Source organism: Bacillus sp. FSL M8-0256 (genome assembly GCF_038005765.1).
In the GTDB taxonomy this organism is placed as follows: Bacteria; Bacillota; Bacilli; order Bacillales; family Bacillaceae; genus Bacillus; species Bacillus safensis.
Map to the genome: position 1 here is coordinate 1,567,128 of NZ_JBBOTU010000001.1, position 16,373 is coordinate 1,583,500.

Sequence of the window (16,373 nt, forward strand, 5' to 3'; positions counted from 1 at the left end):
AGGCGGAGGGTAATATGGAGAACTTGAAGAATGAATTATTAGAAGCGCAAGTCGGTAAAGTGCTTGAAAATGAGCCGCTTGCAAATCATACGACAATGAAAATAGGCGGGCCGGCAGATCTATTGATCGTTCCTAAAGATATCGATTCAGTTAAAACGATCATGGATCAGATAAAAAAACACCACGCGGACTGGACGGTTATTGGAAGAGGGTCAAATTTACTCGTACTTGATAAAGGAATACGTGGCGTCGTCCTGAAGTTAGGCGCTGGACTTGATCACTTAACTGTAAATGATGAAGAAATTACAGTTGGCGGCGGCTATTCTGTTGTAAGGCTTGCAACGTCTCTTAGTAAGCAGGGTCTTTCAGGGCTGGAATTTGCAGCTGGTATCCCAGGGTCTATTGGCGGCGCTGTTTATATGAACGCAGGTGCGCACGGATCTGATATCAGTAAGATTCTTGTGAAAGCGAGAATCTTATTTGAAGATGGAAGCATCGAGTGGCTAACAAATGAGCAGATGAACTTTAGCTATAGAACGTCTGTCCTTCAAAAGGAACGACCAGGCATTGTTCTCGAGGCCGTGTTTAAGCTCAAACAGGATGATCGCGAGAAAATCACAAAGAAAATGCAGCAAAATAAAGACTATCGCAAGGAAACACAGCCTTATAATCGACCATGTGCCGGAAGTATTTTTCGAAATCCGCTGCCTGAATATGCAGGACAGCTTGTAGAAAAAGCGAATTTAAAAGGGTACCAAATTGGTGGAGCAAGAATCTCTGATATGCATGGCAACTTTATTGTGAACGCTGGCGGGGCAACTGCTCAAGACGTGCTGGACTTAATCCAGTACATCCAAAAGAAAATTAAAGATGACTACAATGTAGAAATGCATACAGAAGTAGAAATTATCGGTGAAGCAAAATAAAAGCAAGTCTTATGAATGATGGCATCACAGGAAAACAAACGGCATGAAAGAATGCCGTTTGTTTTCTCATCAAAAGATGACCCAAAGGTGTGGACAAGCAGCTTTGAATGGGGTGAAGAATATATATGCGGCCTGATCATGAAAATGAAAAGATCGTCAATATAGAAGAACGAATTCCTAAAATTAAAGAACAAAGGAAGCAGAAAGCGAATCGGAGACTAATCTCTTTTATTCTACTGTTTTTTATCATGGTTTTAATCATTATTTATTTGCAGACACCAATCAGTAAAATTTCTTCTTTAACTATTACGGGTAATGAGCATGTCCCTACAAAACAGCTTGTGAAACTTTCCCAGATTAAAGAAGGCGAAACAGAGTTTTGGAATTTAAATAAAGATTTAACAGCAGATCATATTAAGCAAAACAAACTGATTAAAAGTGTCAGTATCAAAAAACATTTTCCAAATAAGGTTAGTATTGCTGTCAAGGAATATGCCAATATTGCGTATCTTCAAAAGGGAAATTTATACTATGAGCTTCTTGAAAATGGGACAGCATTACCAGAAGAAGTCACACCAAGTCATGCAGGACCTATTTTTGTTGATTGGGACAATAAAGAGAAGCTGAAGCAAACGGTTAGATCTTTAAATCAGCTGCCAGCCTCTATTCAGGAACTCATCTCAGAAATATATTATGTGCCAACAAGCTCAAACCAGTGGCTCGTTAAATTTTATATGAATGACGGGAACACCGTGATTGCATCAATTAAAACATTCGCTGATAAAATGAAAACCTATCCTGCCATTGTAAAAGAACTTTCGCCATCAGAAAAAGGCACAATCCATATGGAAGTCGCGACGTATTTTGAAGCGTTTAAATCTAAGAAAAAGGAAGATGAACGTTGAGAGGCAAAACAGTTATATTCTCAATTGTCATGCTTGTTCTTGGTTTTCTGATTTCTTTTTCATACCAATATACTAAGCAGCATCAGGCAGATGTCATTCGAACAGAGCAATGGAAAAAAGAATACTCCTTGAAAAGTCAGCTGACAAAGCAAGAAAAGGCGAATCAGAAACTTGAAAAAGAATTATACAGTCTTCAATCACAGGTTCAAGCCACTGAGTCCAATTTGAAAAATGAAAAAGAGCAGTATTTTAATGTATTGGAAGATGTTGAGAAATACAGGATGTTTACAGGAGAGATCGGTGTAAAAGGAAAAGGGGTAAAAGTATCCCTTGAAGATGCATCTTATATCCCGAGTGGACAAAATGTCAATAATTACATTGTTCATGAGAGCCACATTTTTCATGTGATAAACGAACTGTTTATATCAGGGGCCTCTGCCGTATCTATTAATGGACAGAGAATTACACACCAATCATACATACATTGTAACGGCCCAGTTGTCACAGTTGACGGTGTTCAGCATCCAGCGCCATTTGTTATTTCTGCTATTGGTGATCCGGCTGTGTTAATACCTGCATTAAATATTGCAGGAGGAGTGGTCGATCAGCTGACAAGTGATCACATTTCGATGACGATTGAAAAAAAGGATATTCGTATGAATCCTCTTTTAAAACACAAAGATTAAAAGTGAAAAGGTGAGTGGTGTTGAGGAAAAAGAAGCCTTTACTTAGTTTGACAGCCTTAATGGTGATATTCGGCATCATGGTCTCCATCCAATTTAATTCATTGCAAAAGCCCAAAGTTCGTGATACTCGCGATGTGTGGGAGCTAAGAGAGGATTTATCTGCATCTAAAAGTAAAGAATTGGATTTACTGAAAGAAATTGATAAATACGATGAAATGCTGAAAAAGTATGGTCGTCAAGGAGATCAATCAAAAGAAGCTCAACTAACTAAAACATTAAAAGATTTAAAAGAAAAGGCTGGTTTTACAGAAGTGACAGGGGAGGGAATTGAAGTTGACATCTCTCAGCTCTTCTCCAAGGATCTGACCGGGGAAGAAGTGAAAAATATCCCCCCTGATCTTCTGAAAAAGCTAATCAACGAAGCCAATATGTATGGAGCAAAACATATTTCTATTAATGACCACCGTGTGATTAATACAAGTGTGATTCGAGATATTAATGGTACGACGAAAATGGATGGCTACAGCTTAGATGGTGATGAAGTGACCATCAAGATGATCAGCGACCAGGCCGACAAATTATACAGCCGTTTAAATGTATCAGATATTGGTGATTTGTTTGCTCAGGAAAATTTCGGCTTAAGTATTAGCCAGCCGAAGCAGCAAATTCAATTAAAAGCATATGACGGTGCAATTCAGTTAAACGAGTTGAAGCCTCTTGACGATGTAAAGGAGGGAAAATCTTAATGTGGCTTCCTGTACTTGGCTTAATCATAGGAGTTGCGATCGGTTTCTTAACAAATTTTACGATACCGAATGAGTATTCTAATTATCTTTCCCTCGCTGTACTTGCTGCGCTTGATACATTGATTGGTGGAATCAGGGCACATCTGCAAGGGGCATACGATGAACTAGTGTTTGTATCAGGCTTTTTCTTTAATATTATACTTGCAATAAGTTTAGCTTTTCTGGGCGTCCATCTTGGTGTAGACTTGTATTTAGTCGGAATGTTTGCTTTCGGCGTTAGATTGTTTCAAAATATAGCAGTTATTCGCAGAATTCTACTAACAAAATGGACAATTTCTAGAGAAAAAAAGAAAAAAAGTGAGTCATAAAAAAGGATATACATATGATGTAACGAATATTTTCAGTAATCCTAATAAGAAATGTTGATTTTTTAAGTTTTGTTACACACTTGTAAAAACACATTCATTGTATTGTTGTTCAGCAAATAATAGAATAGAAAGTATTGATATGTGAGGAGGTGCCATAGAATGAACAACAATGAAATTTACGTCAGCCTTGACATCGGTACATCCAATATAAAAGTCATCGTCGGAGAAATGGCGGATGATTCGCTTAACATTATAGGTGTTGGAAATGTCCCTTCAGAAGGGTTAAAAAAAGGATCGATTGTTGATATAGATGAGACAGTTCATTCTATTAGACAAGCATTTGAACAGGCTGAGAGAATGGTAGGTTTTCCTTTACAAAAGGCGATTGTCGGAATTAACGGAAACCACATTCATATTCAGAATACGAGCGGCGTGGTCGCAGTATCTAGTGAAAACAAAGAAATACATGCTGAAGATGTGAGACGTGTCTTAGATGCTGCACAGGTAGTATCTATTCCTCAAGAACATCTCGTCGTAGACGTCATCCCGAGACAATTTATCGTCGACGGAAGAGATGAGATCACTGATCCGAAAAAAATGCTTGGTGTTCGGCTAGAGGTGGATGGATCGTTAATTACAGGTTCTAAAACGATTCTACATAACTGGCTCCGATGTGTAGAAAGAGCTGGAATTGAAATTATGGATATTTGCTTGCAGCCGCTCGCATCGGGCTCAGCAGCATTATCGAAAGATGAAAAAAATCTAGGGGTAGCTCTCGTCGATATTGGCGGCGGATCTACAACGATTTCCGTATTTGAAAACGGGCATCTCTATTCTACTCACAGTATCCCTTTGGGCGGAGAGAACATTACAAAAGATTTGTCTATAGGACTTAGAACTTCTACTGAAGAAGCTGAACGAATCAAAAAACAATTTGGACATGCGTTTTATGATGAGGCATCGTCTGAGGAAACATTTGAAGTTTCTGTCATCGGTACCGATCAGAAACAGACGTATACACAGCTTGAGGCGGCTAATATCATCGAGGCTCGGCTGGAAGAAATCTTGCTCTTTGTGGCAGAGGAATTAAGAAATATGGGTGTCCATGATTTGCCTGGCGGATTCGTTCTAACAGGTGGACAGGCAGCTATACCAGGTATCCTTTCTCTTGCACAAACGGTCTTGCAAAACAATGTTAGAATTGCAAGTCCGAATTATATTGGGGTGAGAGAACCTCAGTATATGACAGGAGTGGGTCTGATCCACTTTGCTTATCGCAATGCAAAGATTCAGGGCAGACAAGTTGGATTCCAAATGCCGGATGAGGCGTTTCATGAAGTAGGCGCATCCATGGAGCCGGTTTCTTCTGCACCACAAGTGAAAGAAGCGCAGCCAAGACCGAAAGTAAAACAAAAAGCACAAGAAGAGACAAATAAAAAACCGGGCAAAATGAAAAAACTATTTAATATGTTCTGGGAATAGAATTAGATTTTCGACGGATTAGGAGGATTCAGCATGTTGGAGTTTGAAACAAATATAGACGGCCTAGCATCAATTAAAGTAATCGGAGTAGGTGGAGGCGGAAATAACGCTGTCAACCGAATGATCGAAAATGACGTACAAGGTGTCGATTTCATTGCAGTCAACACAGATGCACAGGCGTTAAATCTATCAAAAGCAGAAACGAAAATGCAAATCGGTGCTAAGCTGACAAGAGGGCTTGGAGCAGGTGCGAATCCTGAAGTCGGTAAAAAAGCTGCTGAGGAAAGCAAAGAACAGATTGAAGAAGTATTAAAAGGCGCAGACATGGTCTTTGTTACTGCTGGTATGGGCGGTGGAACTGGTACGGGTGCTGCACCTGTCATTGCAAAAATCGCAAAAGATTCTGGTGCATTGACAGTTGGAGTCGTGACTCGTCCTTTCACATTTGAAGGAAGAAAGCGTCAGCTTCAAGCAGTTGAAGGAATTGCTTCTATGAAAGAAGCAGTTGACACTTTAATTGTGATTCCAAACGATCGCTTGCTTGAAATTGTTGATAAAAACACGCCAATGCTTGAAGCATTCCGTGCAGCAGATAACGTGCTACGACAAGGTGTTCAAGGGATCTCAGATCTTATTGCTACACCAGGTTTAATCAACCTTGACTTTGCTGACGTGAAAACGATCATGTCCAATAAAGGTTCTGCTCTTATGGGTATCGGTGTTGCGACTGGTGAAAATCGTGCCGCTGAAGCTGCGAAGAAAGCTATTTCTTCACCACTTCTAGAAACGGCAATCGACGGTGCACAAGGTGTCATCATGAATATTACTGGTGGTACGAACCTAAGTCTTTATGAGGTACAAGAAGCAGCGGACATTGTGGCTTCTGCATCTGATGAAGATGTAAACATGATTTTCGGTTCTGTCATTAATGATAACTTGAAGGATGAAATTGTGGTAACCGTGATCGCAACTGGATTTATTGAGCAAGAGCCAGAGGTGTCAAAACCACAAAGAAATCCATTAGGGCAAGGATTAAAGCAAAATCAATCCATTCCTCAAAAACGTGAAGTAAAACGTGAGGAACATCAGCAGTCATCATCTCAGCCGAGACAAAATACACAATCAAGCGATGATACGCTGGATATCCCAACGTTCTTGCGCAACCGTAATAAACGCTAATCGAGTATCACTCATCCCCTTCCACCGGAAGGGGATTTTTTCATGTTCAATATATAAAGAAACCCGCATCACTACTAATCAAAAAGTCTTAAATGTGTCTGGATTACTTTATCCAACATATGTATTTCGACTTAGAGTGATTAAGTAAAAAGAATCATTTTTAAATCCTATTACAAAAAGCGACAAAATGATGAACTTTATTTGACTACATTAAATAGAACACCATGAATCTTGTCATGAACAAAGGAAAGGGAGGAGTTAAACCCATACACTGTTTGACCATTTGAGGAGGAGGGATTTGATTGAAAGTGAAGTTTCGCAAAACCGCCGGCTATCGTTTGATGAGTCTTTTGGTGATTGGTACTTTAATGATGACAAGCTTTGGGATGGTTCAAGCAAAATCGACTTCTACCTCATATCAAGAGGAAGCTGTTTCCTCCAAGAAAACAAAAGCAAAGATCTCATCTAGATTAATGAAACAGTTTCAACAAGAAGACAAGGTGACCTTTTTAGTCAAAATGAAGGAACAAACCAATGTCAAAAAAGTGGCGAAGGATGCTGTGTCAAAAGCCAAAAAACAAAAGTTAACAGCTGCTAAAACGCAGTACACAAAAAGATCAGCTGTCGTATCAGAACTAAGAGCGACGTCTGAAGAGACGCAGGAAGCGCTGCTTGCTTATTTACAAAAAGCCCAGAAGAAAAAGCAAGTGAAGGATATTCATTCGTACTATATTGTGAATGGTCTCGCTGTGACGGGAACGAAAGAAGTCATGGAAAAGGTAGCTTCCTTCCCAGAAGTAGATCAAGTGCTGCCAAATGAAATCCGTCAAATCCATCGTCCTGTTGATTTGAAGACTTCAAAGAAAAACAAACAAATCAAAGCAGCAGATGGAATCGAGTGGAATATTTCTCAAGTTCATGCCCCAGAAGCGTGGGCTTTAGGCTATGACGGAACTGGTACCGTTGTGGCAAGTATTGATACAGGTGTGGAATGGGATCATCCTGCATTAAAAGAAAAATACCGCGGATTTGACCCTGCACGTCCGAATGAACCTTCTCATGAATTCAATTGGTACGATGCAACGACAGGTTCTAAAGCGCCATACGATGATTTAGAGCATGGTACACATGTAACGGGAACGATGGTTGGCTCTGAGCCAAATGGAGAGAATCAAATTGGAGTCGCACCAGGTGCAAAATGGATCGCGGTGAAAGCTTTCTCAGAAGATGGTGGATCAGATGCTGATCTGCTTGACGCAGGTGAATGGATTTTAGCTCCAAAAGATGAAAACGGAACCCCTCATCCAGAAAAGGCGCCAGATGTGGTCAATAATTCTTGGGGCGGTGGGCCTGGTCTTGATGATTGGTATAAAGATGTGGTCAATGCTTGGAGAGCAGCGGACATCTTCCCAGAGTTTTCAGCTGGTAATACGGATTTATTTAACCCTGGCGGTGAGGGATCTATTGCAAATCCTGCGAACTATCCCGAAGCCTTTGCGACGGGTGCAACAGATCAAAACAACAAATTGGGTTCTTTCTCTTTGCAAGGCCCTTCTCCATATGGGGTCATGAAACCAGATATTGCGGCCCCAGGGGTAAATATTCGTTCTTCTATTCCTGGGAAAGGGTATGAGGATGGCTGGAATGGGACCTCGATGGCAGGTCCGCATGTTTCAGCTGTTGTGGCTCTTCTGCGCCAAGTACAGTCAGATCTGTCTGTTGAAGAGATCGAAGAAATTCTCATTGATACTGCAAAACCGCTGACAGATCAGCAATTCCCGGAATCCCCTAACAATGGCTATGGGGCAGGATTAGTTGATGCAAAAGAAGCCATCACAGCATTAACAGATGGAATTGGCAAGATTGAAGGACAGGTAACAAAAGAAGGAGAAGATACAGACCCACCTGTTTTTTCTCATAAAGGACCGAATGAAATTTTTGCCTCTACGCCAACACCTCTAAGTATTACAGCAGAAGATAAAGTAGCTGTGACAAATGTCTCCTTGAGCTATCAAGTGGATCAAGGGAAAAGGGAGACGCTGCAAGCAAAACGAACGGATGGAAATCATTTAAAAGGGACATATGTTGTTCAGCTCCCAGAACTTGAGGGTGAAAATGTCACGTACCGATGGATTGTGAAAGATTTTGGAGAAAATGAAGCTGCATCAGAACCGTATACGCTTCCGATTAAAACATCCATCACGACTGGCTACTCGCAAGATTTTGAAGCTTGGCCAAGTGGATGGTTCAGTGGTGGAACAAAAGATCCTTGGCAGTGGGGGAAGCCGACCACAGGTCCGAAACAGGCCTTTACTGGAGATCATGTCTACGCTACAAACCTAGACAGTCCTTATGAAAATCAAACAGATGCTCATTTATCTATGCCGATGATTGCTGTACCTGAGTCAGGCTCCGCCTTTTTACAATATCAATACTGGCATGACCTTGAAGCAAATTATGACTATGTGCATATTCATGTGCAGCCTGAGGGGGAAGATGCTGTCCAAGTGGCAGCCTACACAGGCAAAACAAGTGGATGGACAAAAGGAGAAGTAGATTTATCTGCTTACAAAGGTCAGAACGTGAGAGTTATTTTTCAGCTAAGAACGGATGGCAGTGTGACAAAAGACGGTTTTTATTTAGATGATGTGAAAATAACAGATCAAGCCTTGCCTCAAAAGGCAAAGAAACAGCTTGGCGTCATCAAAAAAGAAAAGCCAGCACAGGAGCTGAAGAAACCTGTCGATCCGAAAAGCGCAAAGCCTGCTAAAATAAAAGACAAACATGTCCAGATGAAAAAGGAAAAAAGCGTAGATGCCCCATCTATCAAAGCTCTTCCGATGAAGGCAGAAATCAGTGTTCTTGAAAGCGGCAAGTCCACGTACACAGATGAAGCGACAGGGAGATATCAGCTTTCTCATGGTGCAGGGGAATTTACAGTGAAAGCTGAAGCATATGGCTTTGAATCACGCACACAAAAAGTCAATATTCCTGCAAATGATCAGGCAGAGGCAAATTTCTCATTACAGCCACTAGAAAAACGAACGATATCTGGCACAATTGTCAATGAAACAACGGGTGAAAAAGTAAAGGATGCTACGGTTTATCTTGTAGAGGATGCGAAAATTGAGCCGGTGAAAACAGATGAATCTGGCGAGTTTTCTCTAGAGGCATTGAGCGGTGTGTATACAGTCAAAGTATTTGCGAAAGGGTTTAAAGGATATTCGTTTACAGCCGATGTGACAGAAAAGCCGCTTGAAAAAGCAATCAAGCTGGAACCTTTCATCGGTATTGCTGGCGAAATTGGCTACGATGACGGAACAGCTGAAAATGCACGGGCGTTCTATGATCCTGGTAATGGCTGGGCGGTGAAATTTTCATTAGAAAAAGGGAAGAAACAAGCACAGGTCACAGGGGGGCTTTTCCGTTTCTGGACAACAGAGTGGCCAGCCCCTGGCGGGAATGAATTTGCGGTTGAAGTGTATGATGCTTCTGGGAAGGACGGCGCTCCAGGTGAGAAAATTGCTGGACCTTTTAAAGCGAATGCGCTGCGTAATGGTGAATGGACAAAAGTAGATTTAGAAGATCAAGCCATTACGGTGGATGGAGATTTCTATCTTGTCTATATTCAAACGAAAAAGAATACGGAATCTCCAGGCCTTGCAACAGATGAAAATGGACCAAATGCTGAAAGAAGCTGGCAGCTGACAAGCGGTGCCTTTTCTCCTTCTCCAAAAGAAGAGGGAAATTATATGATTCGTGCGCTTGTCCAATATGAAGCAGATGTGCCAGAAATAACATCTCCAAAGGCTGGAACGATCACGAACAAAGATGAACTGGAGATTGAAGGGAAAGCCTCTCCAGGGCTTGATGTAGCGATCTATCAAAACGATAAAGAGATTGCCAAAGTGAAAGCAGATCAGTCGGGTGCTTTCGAAGAGAAGGTTACAGTGTCAAGCGGAGAGCATGTATTCACGGCTGCTACTGTTACGGATAAAGGCGCAACGAAAAAATCCAAATCAGTCAAGGTGATCATTGATCAAACAGCCCCAGTGTTAACGATAGATACACCAAAAAAAGGGGAAAAGTCTAACAAAGAATCACTCACTGTAGAAGGAAAGGTAACGGATGATCATCTTGATCAAGTCACTGTGAATGGAAAAAAAGCAGCAATAAAAGATGGGAAATATTCTGCAAGAATCCTGCTTGAAAACGGGAAAAATACGATCAAAGTAACAGCAAAAGATGCAGCAGGAAACAAAACGACTAAAAAAGTCGATATCGATGTTCAATACGAAGCGCCTGAGATTTCTAAGCTGACACCAGCAGAGAATGTCAATCTATCATCAGGTGAGTCTGTTAAAATTTCATTTAACAGCAGAGAAAAGCTAGACGCAACGTTTGTCATTCACATGCCGCTGACAAACGCGAGATCAAAGCTGCAAAATACAACAGAGCTGCCGCTTCGTGAGGTAGCCAAGGGAACATATGAAGGTTACTGGACAGCTACTTCTACCGCCAAAGCAAAAGGTGCAGTCATTGAAGTGATTGTGCGGGATGATTATGGAAATGTTACTCGACAAAAGGCCCCAGGCACATTAAATATCAATGTAAAATAATCCTTAAAAAAGGCACGACTCCTTGGAGCGTGTCTTTTTCGTTTCGAATGATTGTTTGTAAGCTTGTCCGGAAGCACACTCTCTTTCTTTGTGCTCTCATTCCTCGACAAAAACAATAACAATCCACCAAAAGTTCTCTATCATCCCCAACAAGAATTGACAGACTTCCATCTCTTGGCTGTTTTATACTGGTACAAACAAGTGCAAGTACTGCTTTTGATTCTTTGTTTCAGATGAAAGGAGCAGAAGGTGGTCATTTATTTAGATGTGATTTGGCTGTTAAACTTTTGTTTTGATCTATTGCTTCTCTTACTCACTGCATTTATTCTCAAACGACAAGTAAAAAAACGGCGATATATGTTAGGAGCTCTGATTGGATCGAGCATTGTTCTCTTGCTCTTTACACCATTTGCAATGTTTGTGTCACACCCTCTAGGCAAACTGCTTTTTTCTGTCTTGATCGTGCTTGCAACTTTTGGATTTCAAAGATTTCGATTCTTTTTTCAAAACCTGTTTGCTTTTTACTTTGTCACATTTTTGATGGGAGGAGGCATGATCGGGGTTCATTCGTTTTTACAAACCAATACTGTTATTCAAGACGGGCTGCTGATTTCACAAAATGATGGCTTTGGTGATCCCATTAGCTGGCTTTTCGTTTTAACCGGCTTTCCTGCGATTTGGCTGTTTTCAAAGAAACGATTAGGAGAGGTCGGTGCGAAAAAAAGACAGTTTGATGAACAAGTCCTTGCGGAGATACACATTCAAGGAGAGACCATCCGCTTAAAGGGACTCGTCGATTCTGGCAATCAGCTGTATGATCCTATGACGAAAACACCTGTGATGATCGTTCAAGCAGATCAACTCATGTCCATTTGCGGAGAGCCATTTATAGAGCTTATGAAGCAGTCTCATCCTGTTGAAGTGATGCAAAAGCTCGATGATCAATTTCCGCTTCTTGACCGTTTAAGACTTGTTCCATATCGAGCGGTCGGTCATGATCACGGGTTTCTTCTATGCTTAAAACCAGATACGGTCATCATTTATTCAAAAACGCATATGATCCAGCCAGCCAAGTGTTTTGTAGGCATGAGTCTGAGCGGTTTATCAGCAGATCAGGAATTTCAATCCATCATTCATCCAGATATGTTAGACGGAAAAATCATCCAAGGGGTGTCTTAAGTTTTGGTGATGTCTTTTATCTTACGAGGTCAACTTGACATTTAGAAGGGAGAAGAAGATGAAAAAATTAAAATTTAAACTCAGTTACTACTGGTATAAACTCCTCATGAAGCTAGGTCTTAAGAGTGATGAGATTTATTATATTGGTGGTAGTGAGGCGCTGCCGCCGCCATTATCAAAGGATGAAGAGCAGGAACTGCTTGTCAAATTACCAAAAGGTGATCAAACAGCAAGGGCTATCCTGATTGAAAGAAATTTGCGGTTGGTGGTCTACATCGCAAGAAAATTTGAAAACACAGGGATTAATATTGAGGATTTAATTAGTATTGGAACTATTGGTCTAATTAAGGCAGTCAATACATTTAACCCAGAAAAAAAGATCAAGCTTGCGACATATGCTTCGAGATGTATTGAAAATGAGATTTTGATGTATTTGCGCCGAAATAATAAAATTCGTTCAGAAGTGTCGTTTGATGAGCCGCTCAACATTGATTGGGACGGAAATGAACTGCTTTTATCAGACGTACTTGGAACAGATGATGATATTATCACACGAGATATTGAAGCAAATGTAGATAAAAAACTTTTGAAAAAAGCGCTGGAACAATTAAATGACCGCGAAAAGCAGATCATGGAGCTTAGATTCGGCTTGGTTGGCGGTGAGGAAAAAACCCAAAAAGATGTCGCTGATATGCTAGGCATTTCCCAGTCGTATATTTCAAGGCTTGAAAAAAGAATTATTAAACGATTACAAAAAGAATTTAACAAAATGGTCTAAAAAAATTTTTAAAAAAGCCCTGTCCCTTTGCTGTCAAAGGAATCAACTTCTTTTCTCATGATTCTCGTCATCACTCGTGCATATTTTTCCATCCCAAGGAGATACTGAACTTTGTACAACAGCTCCTGTAGGGAGGGAAAAAAGTGTCCAGAAATAAAGTGGAAATCTGCGGAGTCGACACCTCCAAACTGCCTGTTCTGAAAAACGAAGAGATGAGAAAATTGTTCAGACAGCTGCAAGATGAGGGTGACGATACAGCAAGAGAAAAGCTAGTCAATGGCAATTTGCGGTTGGTTTTAAGTGTGATTCAGCGTTTTAACAACAGAGGCGAGTATGTGGATGATCTCTTCCAAGTAGGCTGTATCGGATTAATGAAATCAATTGATAATTTTGATTTAAGCCACAATGTCAGATTTTCAACTTATGCGGTCCCTATGATCATAGGAGAAATCCGTCGATACTTGCGTGATAACAACCCAATTCGGGTGTCTCGTTCACTAAGAGATATTGCCTACAAAGCGCTTCAGGTTCGTGAGAGGCTGATTAGTGAGACAAGCAAGGAGCCAACGGCAGAAGACATTGCCAAAGTGCTGGAAGTGCCTCATGAGGAAATTGTCTTTGCCCTAGATGCGATTCAAGATCCTGTTTCTTTGTTTGAACCGATCTATAATGACGGAGGAGATCCGATTTATGTGATGGATCAAATTAGTGATGATCGGAACAAAGACACACAATGGGTAGAGGAATTGGCCTTAAAAGAGGGAATGCGCAGATTGAATGATCGAGAAAAAATGATTCTCCGCAAACGCTTCTTCCAAGGAAAAACGCAAATGGAAGTCGCTGAAGAGATCGGGATTTCTCAAGCACAAGTCTCAAGACTTGAAAAAGCAGCCATCAAACAAATGAATAAAAACATCTTTTAAAGCCGCCGCTTCATGTGCGGCTTTTTTCATTCTTGGAAAGAGCACGTCTCTAGTATTGACTCTGTTATTTTTTTCATTTAATCTGTTTTTAACAAATGTTATTTTAGATATCATTTGTTAGGGAACACTTAAGCGGAAAGAAGGGTTATTATGACATTCCATGATGAAAGAAGGCTGCTCATTAAGGTTGCGCATATGTATTATGAAGAAGGCGCCACTCAATCTAAAATAGCAGATGCTGTTGGGGTTAGCCGTTCGCTCATATCGAAATATTTGGCAAAAGCACGTGAAGCAGGAATCGTGGAAATCATTATTCATGATGAAATGAATCAACAATATGGATCTTTAGAAAGAAAAATAGAGCGGAAATACGGGCTGCGAGAAGTCGTCTGTGTGGAAACGCTCAGCCAAGAAACAACAAAAAGCCGAATCGGCGCTGCGGCGGCAGGCTTTTTATTAAAAGTCATGAAGGATGGACAAGTCATCGGTTTTTCCTCAGGAACCACTTTGCATGAAATGGCGAAATCGCTTACGTCAGTTCAGCACTACCCATCCGTGACATTTGTTCCGCTTGTCGGGGGTGTGGGAAACGAAGATGTTGATATCCATGCCAATTATATTATTGCGAGATGCACAGAGGCACTCAAATCTAAATGTGAGTTTTTACATGTGCCTGTCATGCTTGATACGAAAGAAGCGAAGGATGTACTGATACGGCAGCCGTCAATCAAAAAAGTGATTGAATTAGGAGAATCATCAAATATTGCGGTTGTCGGGATTGGCGGGGTTCCGCAGCATTCAACGATGGTGAAATCTTATATGACAAGCGGTGAGGAGGATATTCTTCAAGCGAAGGATGTAGCGGGTGACATTTGCTATAACTTTATTGATCACCAAGGGGAAGTGTATCCTCACCCATGGAACGACAGGGTAATGGGCATAAGCCCGCAAAAGTTGAAAGAAATCCCGCTAGTCATTGGTGTCGCTGGAGGAGAAGAAAAAGTTGAAGCGATCCGGGCAGCCTTAGAAGGTGGATTAATTCATGTATTAATTACGGATGAACGAACAGGAGATGCCTTATTAAAGTAACTACCTAATATGATTAGGTAGTTTTTTTGAGTCTTTAGACTCAAAAAGATTGAAAATTTTATTGATTTTATCTTGACACAAAGTTGACACATCATATAAACTAAGTTCATAACAAATGATAAATAAAATAACAAATGTTACAAGAAACAGATTTTTGTTAATTTTTATAACATTTGTTAAAAGTTTCAGATTATTTTTCTAGCAATCTACCCGAGAAGCAAGAAAACCTGAAAGGATGATTTAGATGTCAATCTATCAACAGTTGTTAGCTCGAGAACGCAGTGGAGATCCAATCAAAGTAGGAATTATTGGGGCAGGCCAAATGGGCTTTGGACTTATTTCACAAATTTCTAAAATTCCAGGCATGATTGTAGCAGGTGTTTGTGATATTCACCTTAGTGCAGCAGAGAAGGCAGCGAATTTTTATAAGCAGCATGCGAAGCCGCATCAAATGGTCGTCACAAATGATTATAGAGAAGTGATTCAATCAGATTTTGTGGAAGTTGTCGTAGATGCAACAGGAGTGCCAGAGGTCGGAGCAAACATTTCTTTGGAAGCGCTTAATTCAAAGAAACATCTCGTTCTTTTAAATGTAGAAGTTGATATTACCATCGGTTTGGTGATGCATAAATTATTCACAAATGCAGGACTTGTTTATTCTGGATCAGCTGGAGACGAACCGGCAGCAACACTAGAATTATATGAATTTGCAAAAACAATGGGACTTGAGGTGCTCGTTGCTGGGAAAGGCAAGAACAACCCATTCTTCCCAGAAGCAAATCCAGATACGTGTAAAGCAGAAGCAGATAGTAAACATATGAGTGCACATATGCTCGCTGCCTTCCAAGACGGAACAAAAACAATGGCAGAAATGAACTTATTAAGTAACGCGACAGGGCTTTTGCCAGATAAAGTCGGTATGCACGGAGTCGAAGCAAATTTAGAGAATGTAGCAGATAAATTGAATCAAAAACAACAAGGCGGCGTGCTCGATAACTTCGGAGTCGTTGAATATGTAAATGGACTTGCTCCTGGCGTATTCGTTATCGTCAAGAGTGATCTAGAGCCAGTAGATGAAGAGCTTCGTTACTTAAAAGTTGGAAAAGGTCCTCACTACACGCTTTACCGTCCTTTCCATTTAGCGAGTCTTGAAACACCTGTTACCATCGCAAAAGCGGTCTTACAGCATGATTCATCGATCCACCCGATTGGTGTACCAGTGTCAGAAACAGTCGCTGTTGCGAAAAGAGATATTAAAGCAGGGGAATCACTTGACGGGATTGGCGGATACTCCGTAAGAGGTGTACTTGAAACGCATCAAGACATGAAAACGAACGGTCACATTCCAATTGGTTTAATCAGCGGAAAAGTCGTAGCGAAAAAAGACATTAAATTAGGACAGTTCCTTACTCATGATGATGTAGAGCTTGATTCAAACACAACCGTCTGGAAGCTGCGTTCATTACAAGATCACTTATTTCAATCATAAGGAC

The 16,373-nt window shown here is 40.8% G+C and carries 13 protein-coding genes; all 13 read left to right on the forward strand.

From position 1 onward, the window contains the following. Positions 1-14: 14 nt before the first annotated feature. The 13 genes from murB (at position 15) to NSQ76_RS07975 (ending at position 16,369) form a co-directional block, all read left to right on the forward strand. The gene (murB, locus tag NSQ76_RS07915) at positions 15-926 is read left to right on the forward strand and encodes a UDP-N-acetylmuramate dehydrogenase (protein WP_034623687.1); all 912 of its coding nucleotides are present in this window, start codon (positions 15-17) and stop codon (positions 924-926) included. 125 nt (positions 927-1,051) lie between these two features. Next, positions 1,052-1,831: a cell division protein FtsQ/DivIB gene (locus NSQ76_RS07920; RefSeq protein WP_024424256.1), complete on the forward strand. Its 780-nt coding sequence runs from the start codon at positions 1,052-1,054 to the stop codon at positions 1,829-1,831. After that, positions 1,828-2,517 carry a DUF881 domain-containing protein gene (locus NSQ76_RS07925; RefSeq protein ID WP_024424255.1) on the forward strand — a complete coding sequence of 230 codons (690 nt, stop codon included), beginning with the start codon at positions 1,828-1,830 and terminating at the stop codon, positions 2,515-2,517. Before NSQ76_RS07920 ends, NSQ76_RS07925 begins: the two co-directional genes overlap by 4 nt. Positions 2,518-2,537: 20 nt before the next feature. Then, the gene (locus NSQ76_RS07930) at positions 2,538-3,263 is read left to right on the forward strand and encodes a DUF881 domain-containing protein (protein ID WP_041117315.1); all 726 of its coding nucleotides are present in this window, start codon (positions 2,538-2,540) and stop codon (positions 3,261-3,263) included. Then, positions 3,263-3,631: a small basic family protein gene (locus NSQ76_RS07935; RefSeq protein WP_003210988.1), complete on the forward strand. Its 369-nt coding sequence runs from the start codon at positions 3,263-3,265 to the stop codon at positions 3,629-3,631. Before NSQ76_RS07930 ends, NSQ76_RS07935 begins: the two co-directional genes overlap by 1 nt. A 159-nt stretch (positions 3,632-3,790) precedes the next feature. Next, a complete protein-coding gene (gene ftsA / locus NSQ76_RS07940; protein WP_024424253.1) occupies positions 3,791-5,113 on the forward strand; it encodes a cell division protein FtsA in 1,323 nt (440 codons plus the stop codon). 33 nt (positions 5,114-5,146) lie between these two features. Continuing rightward, a complete protein-coding gene (gene ftsZ, locus NSQ76_RS07945; protein ID WP_024426931.1) occupies positions 5,147-6,292 on the forward strand; it encodes a cell division protein FtsZ in 1,146 nt (381 codons plus the stop codon). A 302-nt stretch (positions 6,293-6,594) separates the two neighbouring features. Beyond that, on the forward strand, positions 6,595-10,911 hold the full coding sequence (locus NSQ76_RS07950; protein ID WP_341053286.1) for a S8 family serine peptidase: 4,317 nt from the start codon (positions 6,595-6,597) through the stop codon (positions 10,909-10,911). Between the two features lie 249 nt (positions 10,912-11,160). After that, positions 11,161-12,090: a sigma-E processing peptidase SpoIIGA gene (gene spoIIGA / locus NSQ76_RS07955; RefSeq protein WP_024426933.1), complete on the forward strand. Its 930-nt coding sequence runs from the start codon at positions 11,161-11,163 to the stop codon at positions 12,088-12,090. A 58-nt stretch (positions 12,091-12,148) separates the two neighbouring features. Continuing rightward, positions 12,149-12,868: an RNA polymerase sporulation sigma factor SigE gene (gene sigE / locus NSQ76_RS07960; RefSeq protein ID WP_034623684.1), complete on the forward strand. Its 720-nt coding sequence runs from the start codon at positions 12,149-12,151 to the stop codon at positions 12,866-12,868. Positions 12,869-13,011: 143 nt separating this feature from the next. Continuing rightward, entirely contained in the window at positions 13,012-13,791 is a 780-nt protein-coding gene (gene sigG / locus NSQ76_RS07965) for an RNA polymerase sporulation sigma factor SigG (protein ID WP_024424250.1), read from the forward strand. A gap of 150 nt (positions 13,792-13,941) precedes the next feature. Beyond that, positions 13,942-14,880, forward strand: coding sequence for a sugar-binding transcriptional regulator (locus NSQ76_RS07970; RefSeq protein ID WP_024424249.1), 939 nt, complete (start codon positions 13,942-13,944; stop codon positions 14,878-14,880). Positions 14,881-15,124: 244 nt separating this feature from the next. Next, positions 15,125-16,369 carry an NAD(P)H-dependent oxidoreductase gene (locus NSQ76_RS07975; RefSeq protein WP_024426935.1) on the forward strand — a complete coding sequence of 415 codons (1,245 nt, stop codon included), beginning with the start codon at positions 15,125-15,127 and terminating at the stop codon, positions 16,367-16,369. The last annotated feature ends 4 nt before the right edge of the window (positions 16,370-16,373 follow it).